The sequence below is a fragment of the Pseudomyxococcus flavus genome (assembly GCF_050038885.1).
In the GTDB taxonomy this organism is placed as follows: domain Bacteria; phylum Myxococcota; class Myxococcia; order Myxococcales; family Myxococcaceae; genus Myxococcus; species Myxococcus flavus.
In genome coordinates this window covers 8,589,282-8,605,847 of the sequence record NZ_CP143624.1, presented here as the reverse complement: position 1 = coordinate 8,605,847, position 16,566 = coordinate 8,589,282, and the positions used below count along the sequence as shown (strand labels likewise).

The window sequence follows — 16,566 nt, the reverse complement described above, 5'->3', positions numbered from 1 at the left end:
TGCGGGCGCCGGCCTCCTCGATGGCCAGCTCAGAGGCCGCGCACGGCGTGCGGCTTGTAGGGAGCCTCCAGGGCCTTGAGCTCCTCGGGCGTCAGCTTGAGGTCCAGCGCGCGCACGGCGTCCTCCAGGTGCTCCAGCTTCGTGGCCCCGATGATGGGCGCCGTCACGGCGGGCCGGGACAGGAGCCAGGCCAGCGCCGTCTGCGCGGGAGGCACGTTGCGCTTCTCCGCGACGCTCCGGTTCGCTTCCACCACGTCCCAGTCCCCGGGCTGGTCGTAGAGCATGGGGGACAGCGTGTCCGACTTCGCCCGCGTCGTGGCGTCCCGATCCTTCAGCGACTTGCGCGAGCCCGCGAGCAGGCCGCGCGCCAGCGGAGACCAGGGAATGACGCCAATGCCCTCGGCCTCGCAGAGGGGGAGCATCTCCCGCTCCTCTTCCCGGTAGACGAGGTTGTAGTGGCCCTGCATGGACACGAAGCGCGTCCAGCCGTGCAGGTCCGCGATGCCCAGCGCCCGCGCGAACTGCCAGGCGTACGCGGAGGACGCGCCCAGGTAGCGCACCTTGCCCTGGCTCACGAGCTGATCCAGCGCGGCCAGCGTCTCCTCCAGCGGCGTGTTCGGGTCCATGCGGTGGATTTGATAGAGGTCGATGGCCTCCACGCCCAGCCGCTTCAGGCTCGCCTCGCAGCCCTGGACGATGTGCTTGCGCGACAGGCCCCGCATGTTCTGCCCGTCCCCCATGGGGAAGTAGACCTTGGTGGCCAGCACCACCTCGTCCATGCGCGCGTAGCGGCGCAGGGCACGGCCCGTGATTTCCTCACTGGCGCCCAGTGAATACATGTCGGCCGTGTCGAAGAAGTTGATGCCCAGCTCGACGGCGCGGCGGAAGAAGGGCTGCGCGGCCTCTTCGTCCAGCACCCAGGGGCGCCACGCGGGCGTGCCGTAGCTCATGCAGCCCAGGCAGAGCCGAGACACCCGCAGGCCCGTGCGTCCGAGATTGGTGTATTTCATTCCGTTCGCTCCTCAATCCTGCAGCGTCAATGAATGGCGATACGTGTCGGCCAGGGTGCCGCTCATAGCTTGAAAGACCGGGTCGTGCGCGTCGGATGTCTTTTCTGATTAATACGAATTTGATATATCGACCCGGAATCCGAGGGGCGCTGTCCGGGAACGGTGTGGAGCGTGCCCCTCGTGCTTCCAGCAGGGGACGCGCTGCGGCGTTCCGGGCGGTGCCTCAGGCAGTGCTCCGGGACTCTCGACATGCACCTTCCGACCCGCGCCGACCCCGCCTCCGACTTCGTCTGCCCAGAGGATGCCACCTTCGTGGAGGTGTGTCGGGCCCGTGCCGCCGCGCAGCCGGATGACTGGATTTATACATTTCTCGACAGTTCGGGAGAGCGGGCCCTCTCGTACGCGGCGTTGGATGCGAACGCACGCGCGGTGGCGGCGCTGCTGCAACGGCATCTGGCGCCGGGTGAGCGCGCGTTGCTGCTGTACCCTCCGGGCTTCGACTACACCCTGGGGTTCCTGGCCTGCCTCTATGCGGGCGTGGTGGCTGTGCCGGCCTATCCTCCGGACCCGATGCGGCTGGGGCGCACCTTGCCCCGGCTCCAGGCGCTGGTGGCGGACTGTGGCGCCCGGGTGGCGCTGACGACGTCTGGCATCGCGGGCATGGTGGAGTCCCTCACGGAGGGGGCGCCGGACCTGCGGGCGCTGCGCTGGCTGGCCACGGACGCCGTGCCCGTGAGCGAGGCGGGGGCGTGGCGCGCGCCGGACCTGCGGGGCGACTCGGTGGCGTTCCTGCAATACACGTCGGGTTCGACGGGGACGCCGCGAGGCGTGGTGCTGCGGCACCGGCACCTGCTGCACAACTCCTGGATGATTACCCGGGCATTCGACACGCGGCCCCATCCGGTGGGCGCCTACTGGCTGCCGCCGTATCACGACATGGGGCTGATTGGAGGGCTGCTCCAGGCACTGTTCCGGGATGTGCCCACGGTGTTGTTGCCTCCCATGGCCTTCCTCCAGCGCCCGCTGACGTGGCTGGAGGCGATATCGCGCTTCGGCGCTTCGGTCTGCGGCGCGCCCAACTTCGCGTTCGACCTGTGCGTGCGCAAGACGACGCCCGAGCAGCGCGCGGCGCTGGACCTGAGCCGGTTGGAGGTGATGTTCAGCGGCGCGGAGCCCGTGCGGGCTGACACGCTGGAGCGCTTCGCGGAAGCCTTCGCCCCGGCGGGCTTCCGGCGTGAGGCCTTCTTTCCGTGTTACGGGCTCGCGGAGGGGACGCTGATCGTCTCGGGTGGTGAGCGCTCGGCGGTGCCGGTGGTACGGCGCTTCGCTCGCGACGGCCTGCTGCGCGGTGAGGCACGGGCCCCCGAAGAGGACACGCCGGCGACGGTGTTGGTGGGCTGTGGCCAGGTGCTGGGGGGCCAGGACGCGCGGGTGGTGGACCCGGACACCGGCCGCCCCTGTGCGCCGGGCCGCATCGGCGAGCTCTGGGTGCGCGGACCGAGCGTGGCGGATGGGTACTGGCAGCGCCCCGAGGAGACGGAACGCACGTTCCACGGCCGGCTGTCGGATTCGGGAGAGGGGCCCTACCTGCGCACCGGTGACCTGGCGGTCCTCGACGGCGGCGAGGTCTTCATCACGGGCCGTTTGAAGGACGTGCTGGTGCTGCGCGGGCTCAACTACTACCCGCAGGACCTGGAGCACGCCGCGGATCGCTGCCATCCCGGCGTGCGTCCCGGGTGTGCCGCCGCGTTCGCCGTGGACGTGGACGACGAGGAGCGGCTGGTGCTGGTGCAGGAGGTGGCCGCGAAGGTGGCCACGCCCGAGGCCGGAGCCGAGGTGGTCGCGAGCATCCGCGCGGCGCTCGGCGAAGTGCATGGCCTGGCCGCGCATGCCGTGGTGCTCATCGCCGCCGGGACGCTGCCGAAGACGTCGAGCGGCAAGGTGCAGCGGCGCGCCACCCGCGAGGCCTTCCTGGCGGGCGCGCTGGACGTGGTGCACGCCTGGAAGGAGGACCTGACGGCGGCGTCCCTGGACACGGTGCCCGAGACGGGAGACGTGCTCACGGTGCTCCGTTCCCGCCTGGCGTCGCTCCTGGGCGTCCACGGCGCGGCCCTGCGTGAGGACGTGCCCCTGCTGCACCATGGGCTCGATTCGCTGCGGGCGCTGGAGGTGTTGCACGCCGTGGACGCCGCGTGGGGCGTGGCGCCGCCCATCGCGTCACTGCTCCAGGGCCAGAGCCTGCGCGACCTGGCGCAATGGGTCGAGCGGGCCAGGACCGAGGGCGCGGACGCACCTCCCGGAGCGCTGGCGTCCGTCGCGTCCGCCGCCCCCGTGACCTTCGTCTCCGAGGGAGAGCAGGCGCTGTGGTTCCTCCAGCGCATCGCACCGGGCAGCAAGGCCTATCTCGTGTCGCAAGCGGTGCGCTTCGTCGCGCCGGTGGACGCCGATGCGCTGACACGCGCGTTCTCCGCGCTGGTGGCGCGTCATCCCGCGCTGAGCTCCGCGTTCCCCGAGGTGCAGGGGGCGCCAGCGAGGATGCCGTGCGCCACGCCGCCGGAGCTGGCGCGGGTGGATGCATCCACATGGACGGAGGACGCGCTGCGGGAGCGGCTGGAGGCGGAGGCGCAGGCGGCCTTCGACCTGGAGCGGGGGCCGCTGGTGCGCGCCCGGCTCTACACCGGGGCGCCTCAGGGGGACGTGCTGCTGCTCGCCATGCACCACCTGGTCACGGACTTCTGGTCGCTGGAGGTGATTGCCGCGGAGCTGGGCGCGCTCTACACGGCGGAGGTCCGAGGCACGCCCGCGGATCTGCCGCCACCAGCGCCCCCCGTGTCGCCCGTTCTCCTGACGTTGGCGCAGCGGACCACGGGGCCGCGGGGCGAAGCGCTCCTGGCCTGGTGGCGCGAGCGGCTGGGCGGGGAGCTGCCTGTCTTGGACCTACCCACGTCGTTTCCCCGGCCGCGGCTCCAGTCCTTCCGAGGCGCGCAGGTGTCCTTCCGGATGCCGCGAGAGACGTCCACGCAGCTCAAGGCCCTGGCCCAGGCCCACGGCGCCACGCCGTTCATGGTGCTGCTGGCCGGCTACCTGGCGTTCCTGCGCCGCTATTCGGGGCAGGAGGACCTCATCGTCGGCACGCCCACGGCGGGCCGCCCGCGAGCGGACCTGTCCCGGCAGGTGGGCTACTTCGTCAACCCCGTGGCGCTGCGTGCCCGGGTGCCGCGCACGCTGTCCTTCTCGGGCCTGGTGGCGCAGGTCCGGACCACCGTGCTGGAGGCGCTGGCGCATCAGGAGCTGCCCTTCGCGCGGCTCGTCGAGCAGCTTCAGCCCCGGCGCGACCCGTCGCGCGCGCCCGTCTTCCAGACGATGTTCGCCCTGCAGTCCACCTGCCCCGGGAGCGAGCTCCTGGGCGCGTTCGCCGTCGGGGCGTCGGGGGCGCGTGCCCGGCTGGGCGAACTGACGGTGGAGTCCGTTCCCCTGAACCATCCCGGCGCGGCCTTCGACGTCGCGCTGATGATGGCGGAGCTGGAGGGGACCTTCGTGGGGAGGCTGGAGTACTGCGCCGGCCTCTTCGATGCCGCGACCGCCGCCCGCATGGCGCGCCACCTGGGGGCGCTGCTGGAGTCCGCCGTCGCGCGGCCGGACGCGCCGCTGGGCGACCTGCCCCTGCTGGAGTCCGACGAACGCCGCGCCGTGCTGGCGCTGGGACGGAGGACGCAGGACACGCGGGGCGCCCCCGTGCCAGGCATCCTGCCGCGAATCGAGGCCTGGGCCGAGAAGACGCCGGATGCGCCCGCGCTCGTCGCGGGGGCGTCGAGCTGGTCCTACCGGGAGCTGGCGGCGTGGGTGAACCGGCTCGCCGCGCGCCTGCGGCGCCACGGTGTCGGGCCCGAGGTGCGCGTCGGCACGTTGCTGGAGCGCAGCAGCCCCGAGCAGGTCGTCGCCTTCCTCGCGATCTTGAAGGCCGGAGGCACGGCGGTGCCACAGGAGCCTTCCTATCCTCCCGCGCGGGTGGCGTGGACGCTGGCGGACTCGGGCGCGCGTTTGCTGCTGGCGCAGGAGCGCTATGCCCAGCGGCTGGTGTTGCCCGAAGGGGTGACGCTGCTGCCATGGGAGGCGCACGGCGATGGCGACGACGCGCCTGTCAGCGCCGCGCTGGGGGCCGGAGAGCCACCCCCGGATTGCGCGGCGTACATCACCTATACGTCCGGGAGCACGGGCACGCCCAAGGGCGTGGTGGTGCCGTACCGCGGCACCGCGCACCTGTGCGAGTCGATGGTCACCGACCTGCCCGTCGGGCCCGGCTCGCGGGTGCTGCAGTTCGCCTCACCCGCGTTCGACATGTCGGCGTGGGACTACTTCCTGGCGCTGGCCTCGGGCGGCGCGCTGCACCTGTCTCCCGGCGGCCCTCCCGCGGGCGAGGCGCTGTACCGGATGCTGCGCGAGCAGCGCATCACCTCGGCGACGCTGCCGCCTCCCGTCGCGGCGCTCCTGCCGGAAGGGCCGCTCCCGGACCTGTCGATGTTCATGGTGGCCGCGGAGGCGTGCCCGGCGAGCCTCGTGGCCCGCTTCGCGGAGGGCCGTGCCTTCTACAACGGCTATGGCCCGACCGAGGTGACGGTGGGCGCGACGTGGGGCCTCGTCACGCCGGATGAAGTGGGCCCTCCCCACATCGGGCGTTCCATGCCCCATGTGGACACCTACGTGCTCGACGAGGCGCTCCAGCCTGTTCCCATCGGGGTGGCAGGCGAGCTGTACGTGGGAGGCCCCTCGGTGGCCCGCGGCTACCTGGACCGGCCGGACCTCACGGCGGAGCGCTTCATTCCAGACCCCTTTGGTGGCGAGCCCGGTGCCCGTCTCTACCGCACCGGGGACCTGGCCCGCCTCCGCGCGGACGGCCGGCTGGACTTCCAGGGGCGTGCGGACACGCAGCTGAAGATTCGTGGCTTCCGCATCGAGCCGGGCGAGGTGGAGACGGCGCTGCGTGTCCTGGCCGGCATGTGCCAGGCCCACGTCACCGCGTGGCGCCCGTCCGGAGACGGCGAACCGCGGCTGGTCGCGTACGTCGTGCCACCGCCGGGGGACGCCCTTGTTCCGGGAGCGCTCAGGGCGAGGCTGCGCGAGCAGCTCCCCGAGCACATGATTCCGGTCGACATCGTCCCGGTGGAGGCGCTTCCGCTGCTGGCCACGGGCAAGGTGGACGTGCGGGCGCTGCCGCGGCCATCGCTCACCGTGTCGACGGAGGGCAAGCCGCGCACGTCCCTGGAGGAGGTGGCGGCACGCGCCTGGGCGGAGGCGCTGGGGCTGCCCGAGGTGGACGTGCATGCCCACTTCTTCGATGACCTGGGCGGCAGCTCGCTGAGCGCGGTGCGCGCGTGCTCGCGGCTGCGGGAGGCGCTGGGACAGGACGTCCCCATCACCCACTTCTTCGAACATCCCACCGTCCACGAGCTCGCCCGCAGGCTGCAGGCCGAGGCTCGTCCCGAGCCTGCGTCGGACGTGAAGCATCAATCGCGCGCGGAGGCCCGTCGGCACGCGCTCCAGCGGCGCGGAAGGACCCCTCGGGGCAATGACTGAGTACGACACCATGAGCGAGAACAACGACAGCACGGGCAATGACATCGCCATCATCGGCATCGCCAGCCGCTTCCCTGGGAGCTCGGACGTGCGGGCTTTCTGGCGGAACCTTCGCGAGGGCGTGGAGTCCATTGTCCGCGTGCCTCCCGAGGCGCTGGAGGCTTCCGCGCTGATGCCCGAAGCGGTGCGCCAGCATCCGGACTTCGTGCCGGTGGCCGCGGAGCTGGAAGGCGGCGACCGCTTCGATGCCGCCTTCTTCGGCATGGCGCCGCGCGAGGCGGAGTGGATGGATCCGCAGCAGCGCGTGTTCCTGGAGTGTGCCTGGACGGCGCTGGAGGACGCGGCGCTCGACCCGGAGCGCTTCGACGGGAAGATCTCCCTCTACGCGGGTGCGAGCCCGTCGCTGCACGGCATGGCGATGCTGGGGCAGGGGGACCTGGACCCGGCCTCGTTCTACGAGCTGATGACCAACACCGCCGAGAACATGGCGACGCGGGCATCCTTCAAGCTCGGCCTGCGGGGGGAAAGTCTGTCCCTCTACACGGCCTGCTCCACGGGGCTGGTGGCCGTGCACATGGCCTGTCAGAGCCTGCTGATGCGCCAGTCGGACGTGGCGCTCGCGGGCGCGGTTCGCCTGGCGCTGCCCCAGCGCTCGGGCTACCTGTTCCAGGAGGGGATGATTCTCTCGCCGGACGGGCACTGCCGGGCGTTCGACGCGCGCGCGGCGGGAACGGTGCCCGGCAACGGCGTGGCGGTGGTGGTGCTCAAGCCGCTGGAGGACGCGCGCAGGGACGGGGACCGCGTCTATGCGGTCATTCGTGGATCGTCCATCAACAACGACGGCAGCTTGAAGGTGGGCTACACGGCGCCCAGCGTCGAGGGGCAGGCCGACGTCATTGGCGAGGCGCTGGCGTTCGCGGGCCTGGACGCGGGCGACATCGGCTACGTGGAGGCGCACGGCACGGGCACCGCGTTGGGTGACCCCATCGAGATTGCCGCGCTCACGCGCGCGTACCGGCGGCACACGGATCGGAAGGGGTACTGCGCCCTGGGGGCGGTGAAGACGAACATCGGCCACGTGGATACGGCCGCCGGGCTGGCGGGGCTCATCAAGGCCACCCTGGCGCTGGCGCACGAGGAGCTGCCGCCATCGCTCCACTTCGAGCGGCCGAACCCCGCCATCGACTTCGAGAACAGCCCGTTCTTCGTCGTCGACCGGCTTCGGCCGTGGCCCCGCGGCCCGGTGCCTCGGCGTGCGGGTGTCAGCTCGTTCGGAATCGGAGGGACCAACGCGCACGCGGTGCTGGAGGAGGCGCCGCTTCCCGAGCCTGCCGCGCCCAGTGTCCGGCCCGCCCAGCTCGTGACGCTGTCGGGTCGCTCGGCCGAAGCCCTGGACGCCGCGATCCGCGACCTCGCCACGTGGTTGGAGAGCGCGCCGGCCGACGTGGCGCTGGAGGACGTGGCCTACACGCGCAACGTGGGCCGTCGCGCCTTCGAGCACCGGCGGGCCTTCGTGGCGAAGGACCGCGCGGAGCTGCTGGCGAAGCTGCGCGGCCCGGGAAAGTCCCAGGTCGTGGACAACGTCGTGGTGGCTCGCGAGCAGGGTGTGGCCTTCCTGTTCCCGGGCCAGGGCGCGCAGACGGTGGGCATGGGACGCGCACTCCACGCCGCTGAGCCCGTCTACCGGGAGGCCCTGGAGGCCTGCCTGGAGGGGCTGGGCGCCGGGTTGGGAGCGGCGGTTCGCGGCGTGCTGTTTCCCGCGCCGGGCGCCGAGGCCGCCGCCGAGCAGGCGTTGGCGGATCCGGGCATCGCCTTGCCCGCCTTGTTCGCCGTGGAGTACGCGCTGGCGCGCCAGTGGGAGGCCTGGGGCGTGCGCCCGCGCGCGCTGCTGGGCCACAGCTTCGGTGAGTACGTCGCGGCCTGCCTCGCCGAGGTCCTTTCGCTGGAGGACGCGCTGGCGCTGGTGGCGGCCCGCGGCCGGCTGATGGCGCGAATGCCCCCAGGGAGCATGACGGCGGTGGGCTGCGCGGAAGAGGTGGTCCGTCCGCTGCTGACCGGGACGTTGTCGCTGGCCGCCGTGAATGGGCCGGACCGCTGCGTGGTGTCGGGCCCGTCGGAGGACGTGGCGGCGCTGGAGCGCGAGCTGAGCGCGCGGGGCGTGGGCGTGCTGCGGCTCCCCGCGCGGCATGCGTTCCACTCGGCGGCGGTGGAGCCGGTGATGGAGGAGCTGCGGCGCGTCGTCTCCGGCCTGCGTCTGTCCGCGCCCCGCCGTCCCTACGTGTCCAGTGTCACCGGGACGTGGATTCGCGCGGAGGAGGCGACGGACCCGGATTACTGGCTCCGTCAGATGCGGGCGCCGGTGCGCTTCGGTGATGGGCTGGAGACGCTGAAGGCGGACGGGTGCACCGTGTTCCTCGAGGTGGGGCCGGACCAGGCGCTGACCGCCCTGGCGAAGCTCGGGCTGCGCGGGGGGCGTGGCCGTGCCGTGGCCTCCCTGCCGCGCGCGGGTTCGGCGGCGGATGCACACGCCGCGTTGATGGAGGCACTCGGGGCGCTATGGGCGCAGGGGCTCGCCATCGACTGGCAGCGCGTCTACGCGCACGAGTCCCGGCGGAAGGTGGCGCTGCCCACCTATCCATTCCAACGGCAGACCTTCCGGACGGCGCTGCCCGCCGTGGTGGCGACCCGTCCGGGGGCGTCCGCGCCCGTGGGGGAGCGCCCGGCGGACACCGGAAGCGTTCCTGCCGCCGAGGTGCCCTCGGCGCAGGCCGGGGCCCGCTCCGAGGTGGAGCGCAAGGTGCTGGCCATCTGGCGCGAGCGTCTGGGCCGGACCGACTTCGGCATCCACGACGACTTCCTGGAGCTGGGTGGCAACTCGCTGATGGCCGCGCAGTTGTTGACCCGCCTGCGCGAGGCGTTCCCCGTCTCACTCCCCTTGAGCGACATCTTCGACGCGCCCACGGTGGCGGGCATCTCGGCCCGCATCCAGGCGCGACTGGGCACGCTGGGGACGGCGTCCACGGAGCCGGTCCTGCCGCCGCTGGTCCCCATCCCGCGTGGCGGCGCGTTGCCGCTGTCCGTGGTGCAGGAGCGCATCTGCGCCCTGGAGCAGGCGCTTCCGGGCAACCCGGCCCTGAACATGTACGTGGTGCTGCGGCTGCAGGGCGCGCTGGACGTGGCCCTGCTGGAGCGGGGGCTGGAGGCGGTGGCGGCGCGGCACGAGGCGCTGCGCACGTCCTACCCGCGCGGCGAAGGTGGCCCCACCGTTCGCATCGCCCCGGCGCTGAAGCTGCCGCTCTCCGCCGAACCGCTGGACCCGGCGGCGTGGCAGCAGCCCGTGCATGACGAGGTGGCGCGGCCGTTCGACCTGGAGCACGGGCCGGTTGCGCGCGCACGGCTCTGGCGGTTGGCGCCCGAAGAGCATCTGCTGGCCGTCACCGTGCACCACGTGGTGTGCGACACATGGTCGCTGGTGGTGCTCGTGCAGGAGCTGGGGGCGCACTACACCGCCTTCAAGCTGGGAGGGCCGGTGTCGCTGCCCGCCTTGCCCGTCCAGTACGTGGACTACGCGGCGTGGCAGCAGCAGGCGCTGAAGGGCGGCGCCTTCGCCTCCCAGGTCGCGGCGTGGCGCGAGCGTCTGGCGGCGTTCCCGCGTCCACTCGAGCTGCCCGTGGACCGTCCTCGGGGAGAGGGCCCCGCGCTGCGCGGCCAGGGCCTGAGGGTGGCGTTCTCTCGCGCGCTCTCGGCGTCGGTCCAGGCGTTCGCGCAGCGAGAGGGCGCCACGCCCTTCATGGTGCTGCTGGCCTCGTGGAAGGCGCTGCTGTCGCGCTGGACGGGCCGCGACGACGTCGTGGTGGGGACGCCCATTGGCAACCGGACCCGGCCGGAGCTGGAGCCGTTGATTGGCTATGTCGCGCACTCCGTTCCGCTGCGCACGGACCTGTCTGGTGACCCACCATTCAAGGCGCTGGTGGCGCGCGTGCGCGATGTGATGGTGGACGCCTACGCGCACCCCGACGTGCCCTATGAGTCGCTGGTTCGTGAAATCGAGCCCGCGAAGGACACCGGCCGCGGCCGGGTCTTCGACTCGATGTTCGTGCTGCACAGCCGCTTCAACCTGAACCTGGAGCTGCCGGGTTTGCGCATGGGGCTGGCGGAGCTCGATGACGGCCCGCCCGAGTTCGGCACCGTCCTGTCGGACCTCTCCGTCGGACTGGGGGAGCATGAGCACGGCTTCTCCGGCACCCTCGACTACGCGGAGGAGCGCTTCGAGCGGGACACCGTGGAGCGGATGGTGGCGCACTGGGCCACGCTGCTCGAAGCGGCGGTGGCGGACCCCGGCCTGCCGCTCTCCGCGTTGCCGCTGGAGCATGCGCGCGTTGCTCCATTGCCGGTCCCGGAGCCCATGGCTCCCACGCTGGCGGTGACGCCGACCGTGGCGCTGCTTCAGGCACGCGCCGCGAAGGACGCGTCGGCGCTGGCGATGACGGCCCCGGACGGGCGAGGCGTGACGTGGGGCGAGCTGCAAGCGGTCGCGGAACGGCTGGCCGCCGTCCTGGAAGAGCGCGGTGTGGGGGCGGAGGCCCTGGTGGCGGTGTGCCTGGAGCCGTCCGTGGAGCGCGTGGTGGCGCAGTGGGCGGTCCAGCAGGCGGGCGCGGCGTATGTTCTGCTCTCGGTGCCGCAGCTCCAGGAGCTGCCAGGGCTCGCACCGCCGGGCGCGCCTCCTCCGCTGCTGTTGACCCATGCGAGGGTCCGCACGGGGGTGGCCCTGGATGCCGGGCGCGTCCTCCACGTGGAGACGGTGCTCTCGGCGCCGCGAGCTCCAGGCAGGGACATCGCACGGGCGCCCCGAGCGGCTGTTGCCTCCGACATGGTCTGCCTCGAACCGTGGGCAGGCCCCCAGGGGGAGCCACTCCGGGCCATTCACACGCACCGCACCGTGGCGGAGCTGTTCAGCCGCCTGGACGCGAACGCGGCGGCAGAGGGTGGCGTCTGGCTCGCGGCGGAGGATGCGCGGGCGCCTGGCACCGGGCTGGAGGTCCTCTGGGCCCTGACGCGCGGGCTGCGGGTGGTGCTGCCGGCGGAGCGGGCACACTTCACCTCCGTGGGCGCAGGCGCGGTGCCGGAGCGGCGGCGCCTGGACTTCAGCCTGTCGTTCTTCGCCAACGACGAGGACTCGCTGGGAGGGCGCAAGTACCGCCTGCTGCTGGATGCCGCGAAGTTCGCGGACGCACATGGCTTCTCCGCGGTGTGGACGCCGGAGCGGCACTTCCATGCGTTCGGCGGCCTGTATCCTCGGCCGGCGGTGGTGGGCGCGGGCGTGGCCACGGTGACGCAGCGCCTGGGCATCCGCGCGGGAAGCGTGGTGCTGCCGCTGCATGACCCCATCCTCGTCGCGGAGGAGTGGGCCGTGCTGGACAACCTGTCCGATGGCCGCGTGGGCGTGTCCTTCGCATCGGGTTGGCACGCGAACGACTTCGTGTTCGCGCCGGACCGGTACGCCCGTCGGAAGGAGGTCATGCACCGGGGCATCGACGAGGTGCGCACGCTGTGGAGGGGCGGGACGGTGCTGCGGCGCAACGGCGCGGGCGCGGAGGTGGCGCTCTCGCTGCGGCCACGTCCGGTGCAGAAGACGCTGCCCATCTGGCTCACGGCGGCGGGAAACCCGGAGACCTTCCGGCTCGCGGGTGAGCTGGGGGCCTACGTGCTCACCAACCTGATGGGCCAGCGCCTGGAGGACCTGGAGGAGAAGGTGGCGCTGTACCGCGATGCCTGGCGGCAACATGGCCACGCGGGGCGGGGGCACGTGAGCCTGATGCTGCACGCGTATCTCGGTGACGACCCCGCCGAGGTCCGGCGCAGGGCGCGCCAGCCGCTGCTCGACTACTTCCGCAGCTCCGTGGACATCGCCGCGGGCTTCATGGCGGGCATGGGCCTCGACATGGATCCACGGTCGCTGACGGCCGCGGACATGGACGCGCTGCTGGCGCACGGCGTGGAGCGGTACGTGGAGAGCGGAGGCCTCTTCGGCACGCCGGACTCCTGCGGTCCCATGGTGGAGCGGGTCCAGCGGCTCGACGTGGATGAAATCGCCTGCCTGGTGGACTTCGGGGTGGAGGTGGAGGCGACCCTGGAGGGGCTGCGGCACCTCGACGCCTTGCGCGGCCGCCATGCCCCGGAGCCCGCGCCCGCGGTTCCCACGCCGTCGCTGCGGGAAGGCCCGGGCGCGGCGCAGGCCCTGCTGGCGCTCGTGCGAGAGGCGGGCATCACCCACCTGCACTGCACCGCGGCGCTGGCGCGCTCGATGCTCGCGCTTCCCGATGCGGCGGAGGCGCTCCGGCCCATTCGCCAGGTCTGGCTCGAAGGCGCATCCGAGGAAGCCGCGGCGGCCCTGGCGCGGGCCATGCCCTGGCGTGTCGCGCACCGGCAACCGGGCCTGGGGGCCTGGGCGCTCGTCTCCGGGCCGGATGATGCCTTGCGCTGGGACGTCGTGGACGGGCGCGGCCAGCCTGTGCCAGTGGGCGTCATCGGTGAGCTGGTGGTGAAGGGCGGGGGCGTGCCACGCGGGCTCTGGAATGCACCGGACTCCACCCCGGTGCGAATCCTCGCAGGGAGCACGGATGACGCGAGGCGAATGGCCACGGGCCGCCGTGCGAGGCGCAGGCGGGATGGCTCACTGGAGCTGCTGGGCGCCCTGGCAGTCTCGGAGGGCCGGCCGACGCTCCCGAGGGCCTCTGTCCCTCGGAGTGACCTGGCGAAGAAGGCCGAGGCGCCCGCGCCGATGGTCAGTGTTCCCCGAGGCCGTCCGCTTCCGCTGTCCTTCGCGCAGCAGCGGCTCTGGTACCTGGACCGGCTGGAGCCGGGCAACGTCGCCTACAACAACGCCGTGGCATTCACCGTGGGCGGCGCGCTGGACGCCGCGGCGCTCGAGCGCGCGTTGAATGCGGTGGTGCGCAGGCATGAGGCCCTGCGGACCACGTTCTCCATGGAGGGAACCGACGCGGTGCAGGTCATCCTGCCGTCGCTGACGCTCTCCATCTCCCACCACGTGTCGGAGGGCGCCAGTGACGCGGAGGTCGCCCGCTGGGCACGCGAAGAGGCACGCCGTCCCTTCGACCTGGAGCAGGGACCGCTGCTCCGCGCGGCCTTGCTGAGGCTGGGAAGCACCGAGCACGTCCTGCTGATCACGCTGCACCACATCGTCTCGGATGGCTGGTCCGCGAGCGTGATGGTTCACGAGATGGCTCGGCTGTATGAGGCCGAGCTGACGGGCAAGCCTGCATCCTTGCCGGCGCTGCCGGTGCAGTACGCGGACTACGCGCTCTGGCAGCTGGAGCACATGCGAGGTCCCGCGCTGAAGGCCGAACAGGCGTGGTGGCGCGACACGCTGGCGGATGTCCCCGTGCTCCAGCTTCCCGTGGACCGTCCGCGTCCTCCGTTGCAGACACACGATGGCGAGCAGTTGCCCTTCGCCGTTCCGAGGTCCCTCACCGATGCCCTGGTGGCGGTGGGGCGGAAGGAGGGGGCCACCCCGTTCATGGTGCTGATGGCCGCGTGGCAGGTCCTGCTGCACGCGTACACCGGGCAGGAGGACTTCGCGGTGGGCACGCCGGTGGCGGGCCGCGACCGGCCTGAAGTCGAGCCGCTGATTGGCTGCTTCATCAACTCCATTGCCCTGCGCGCCGACCTGTCCGGCGACCCCTCCTTCGCGGAGGTCCTGGGGCGGGTGCGACGAACCGCGCTGGACGCCTTCGCGCACCAGGAGGTGCCCTTCGAGAAGCTGCTGGAGGTGCTGCACGCACCGCGCGACTTCAGCCACACGCCCGTCTTCCAGACGATGCTGATCCTGCACAACACGCCCGCCGCGGCGTTGTCGCTCGTGGGGCTCCAGCTCCGCGGCCGTCCTGTGCATGCGGGGGCGACCAAGCTGGACCTCGCCCTGGAAGTCACCGAGACGCCCGAGGGCCTGCGCGGCAGCATCGAGTACAACACCGGGCTCTTCGACGCGGAGACCATCGCCCGGCTGTCAGGCGCGTTCTCTCGATTGCTGGAGGCCATCGCGGGCGGACCGGATGTCCGCCTGTCCCAGCTCGACCTGCTGGACCGCGCGGAGCGAAACCGGGTGCTCGTGGAGTGGAATCCCACGCCTGCGGCTGGACAGCTCCCGACGGACACGCTGCCCGCGCGGTTCCTGGCCCAGGTGTCACGGACGCCGGACCGGGTGGCGGTGGAGGATGGCGCCCGGGCGCTCACGTATCGCGAGCTGGAGGTGCGGTCGGAGCGTCTGGCCGGGCACCTCGTGTCGCGAGGTGTAAAGCGGGGCGACATCGTCGCACTCGCGGTGTCGCAGCCGACGGACGTGGTCGCAGGCCTGATGGGCGTGACGCGGGCGGGGGCGGCGGTGGTGGTGCTGGATGTGGACCATCCGGCGGAGCGGCTGTCCGGCATCCTCGCCGACACACGGGCCCAGGTGCTGATCACCTCCGAGGCGTGTCGTGCTCGGGTTCCCTCGCGCGAGGGCCTGACAGTCATCTGCCTGGAGTCCCTGCCCGAGGCTGGCGCGGTCGTGCGCGGCCTTCCGGAGGGCGCGGATGCGGCGTGCGTCGTCTACACCTCCGGCTCCACTGGCCAGCCTCGAGGCGTGGTGCTGGAGCACCGGCAACTGGTGGCCGCGACACAGGCCCGAGCCGACGTCTACGGCGAGCCGGGTGTGGTGATGTCGCTGGCACCCTTCACCTTCGACGCCTCGCTGGCGGGGCTGCTCTGGGCCTTGTTCGGTGGCGGCACGCTGCGCTACCCGGACGCCGAGGAGCATGGGGACCCGCGCCGGCTCGCCGAGCGGATTGCGCGTTCACACGTCACGCACTTCGTCTCCGTGCCCTCGCTCTATGGGCAGGTCCTGGCTGCGGCACCGGCGGGAGGGCTGACGAGCCTGCGCGCGGTGAGCGTGGGAGGCGAGCCGTGCCCCCTGGAGCTGGCGCGGGCGCATCACGAGGCGCTGCCCGCGGTGTCCTTGTTCAACGAGTATGGCCCCACGGAGGCCACCATCTGGAGCACGGTGCACCGGGTGCGTGCGGCCGAAGCAGGCCGGGTGCCCATCGGGCGCGCGGTGCCGGGTGCCCGCGTCTATCTGCTGGATGCACACCGCCGGCTCGTGCCGCAGGGCGCATTGGGCGAGTTGTATGTCGGTGGGGCGGGTGTGGGACGAGGCTACCTGGCGCAGCCTTCGCTCACCGCGGAGCGCTTCCTGCCGGACCCCTTCGACGGGCGCTCCGGCGCGCGGATGTACCGCACGGGCGACGTCGCGCGCTGGCGGGCGGATGGAATGCTGGAGTTCGTCGGCCGCGCGGACCGGCAGGTGAAGGTGCGAGGCTTCCGCATCGAGCCGGGAGAGATCGAGGCGGCGCTGCTCGCCAACCCCCGGGTCCGGGAAGCGGTGGTCGTGGCGCGCGAAGACCGCACCGGGCCGAAGCGGCTCGTCGCCTATGTCATCCTCGCGGAGGATGGCCAGGGCACCGGGGCCGGCCCGTCAGCGCTGAAGGATTGGCTGCGCTCCCGTCTGCCGCCCTACATGGTCCCCGCAGCGTACGTTGCGATGGACGCACTGCCTCGCACCCGGCACGGCAAGGTGGACCACCGGGCGTTGCCGGCCCCGGAGCAGGCAGGGGCCTCCGCTCCGGTGGAGCCTCGGTCGGAGGTGGAGGCCACGCTGGTGACGATCTGGCGAGAGGTCCTGGGCACCGAGCGTGTGGGCATCCACGACGACTTCTTCGAGCTGGGGGGCGACTCCATCGTCGCCGTCCAGGTCATCGTCCGTGCCGCACAGGCGGGGCTTCACCTCACCGCGAAGCAGATGTTCGACCACCCCACGGTCGCGGAACTGGCCGCGGTGGTGCCCGTTGAGCCTGCCCCCATGGCGGCCCCCTCGCTGAGGACGGCTGCTCAGGCTCCCGCGCCTGGCTCGAGCGAACCGGCGCGGTGG

2 protein-coding genes and 1 pseudogene are annotated in these 16,566 nt (G+C 72.3%); 2 read left to right on the top strand and 1 reads right to left on the bottom strand.

The genetic code is table 11. From position 1 onward, the window contains the following. Nucleotides 1-29: 29 nt before the first annotated feature. Complete coding sequence (locus VZL07_RS35685; protein ID WP_426752410.1) at nucleotides 30-1,010, bottom strand: aldo/keto reductase; 981 nt, start codon at nucleotides 1,008-1,010, stop codon at nucleotides 30-32. A 249-nt stretch (nucleotides 1,011-1,259) separates the two neighbouring features. Between VZL07_RS35685 and VZL07_RS35680 the strand changes: the two genes are divergently transcribed. Both VZL07_RS35680 and VZL07_RS35675 read left to right on the top strand, forming a co-directional pair. Beyond that, entirely contained in the window at nucleotides 1,260-6,584 is a 5,325-nt protein-coding gene (locus VZL07_RS35680; RefSeq protein WP_426752409.1) for an amino acid adenylation domain-containing protein, read from the top strand. Nucleotides 6,585-6,594: 10 nt separating this feature from the next. Then, nucleotides 6,595-16,530 (top strand): annotated as a pseudogene (locus tag VZL07_RS35675) (MupA/Atu3671 family FMN-dependent luciferase-like monooxygenase); the annotation flags it as partial. Nucleotides 16,531-16,566 lie beyond the last annotated feature (36 nt).

Bases quoted from the DNA above. Each gene is read 5' to 3' on its own strand.
- VZL07_RS35685 (WP_426752410.1), bottom strand. From the start codon at position 1,010: ATGAAATACACCAATCTCGGACGCACGGGCCTGCGGGTGTCTCGGCTC.
- VZL07_RS35680 (WP_426752409.1), top strand. From the start codon at position 1,260: ATGCACCTTCCGACCCGCGCCGACCCCGCCTCCGACTTCGTCTGCCCA.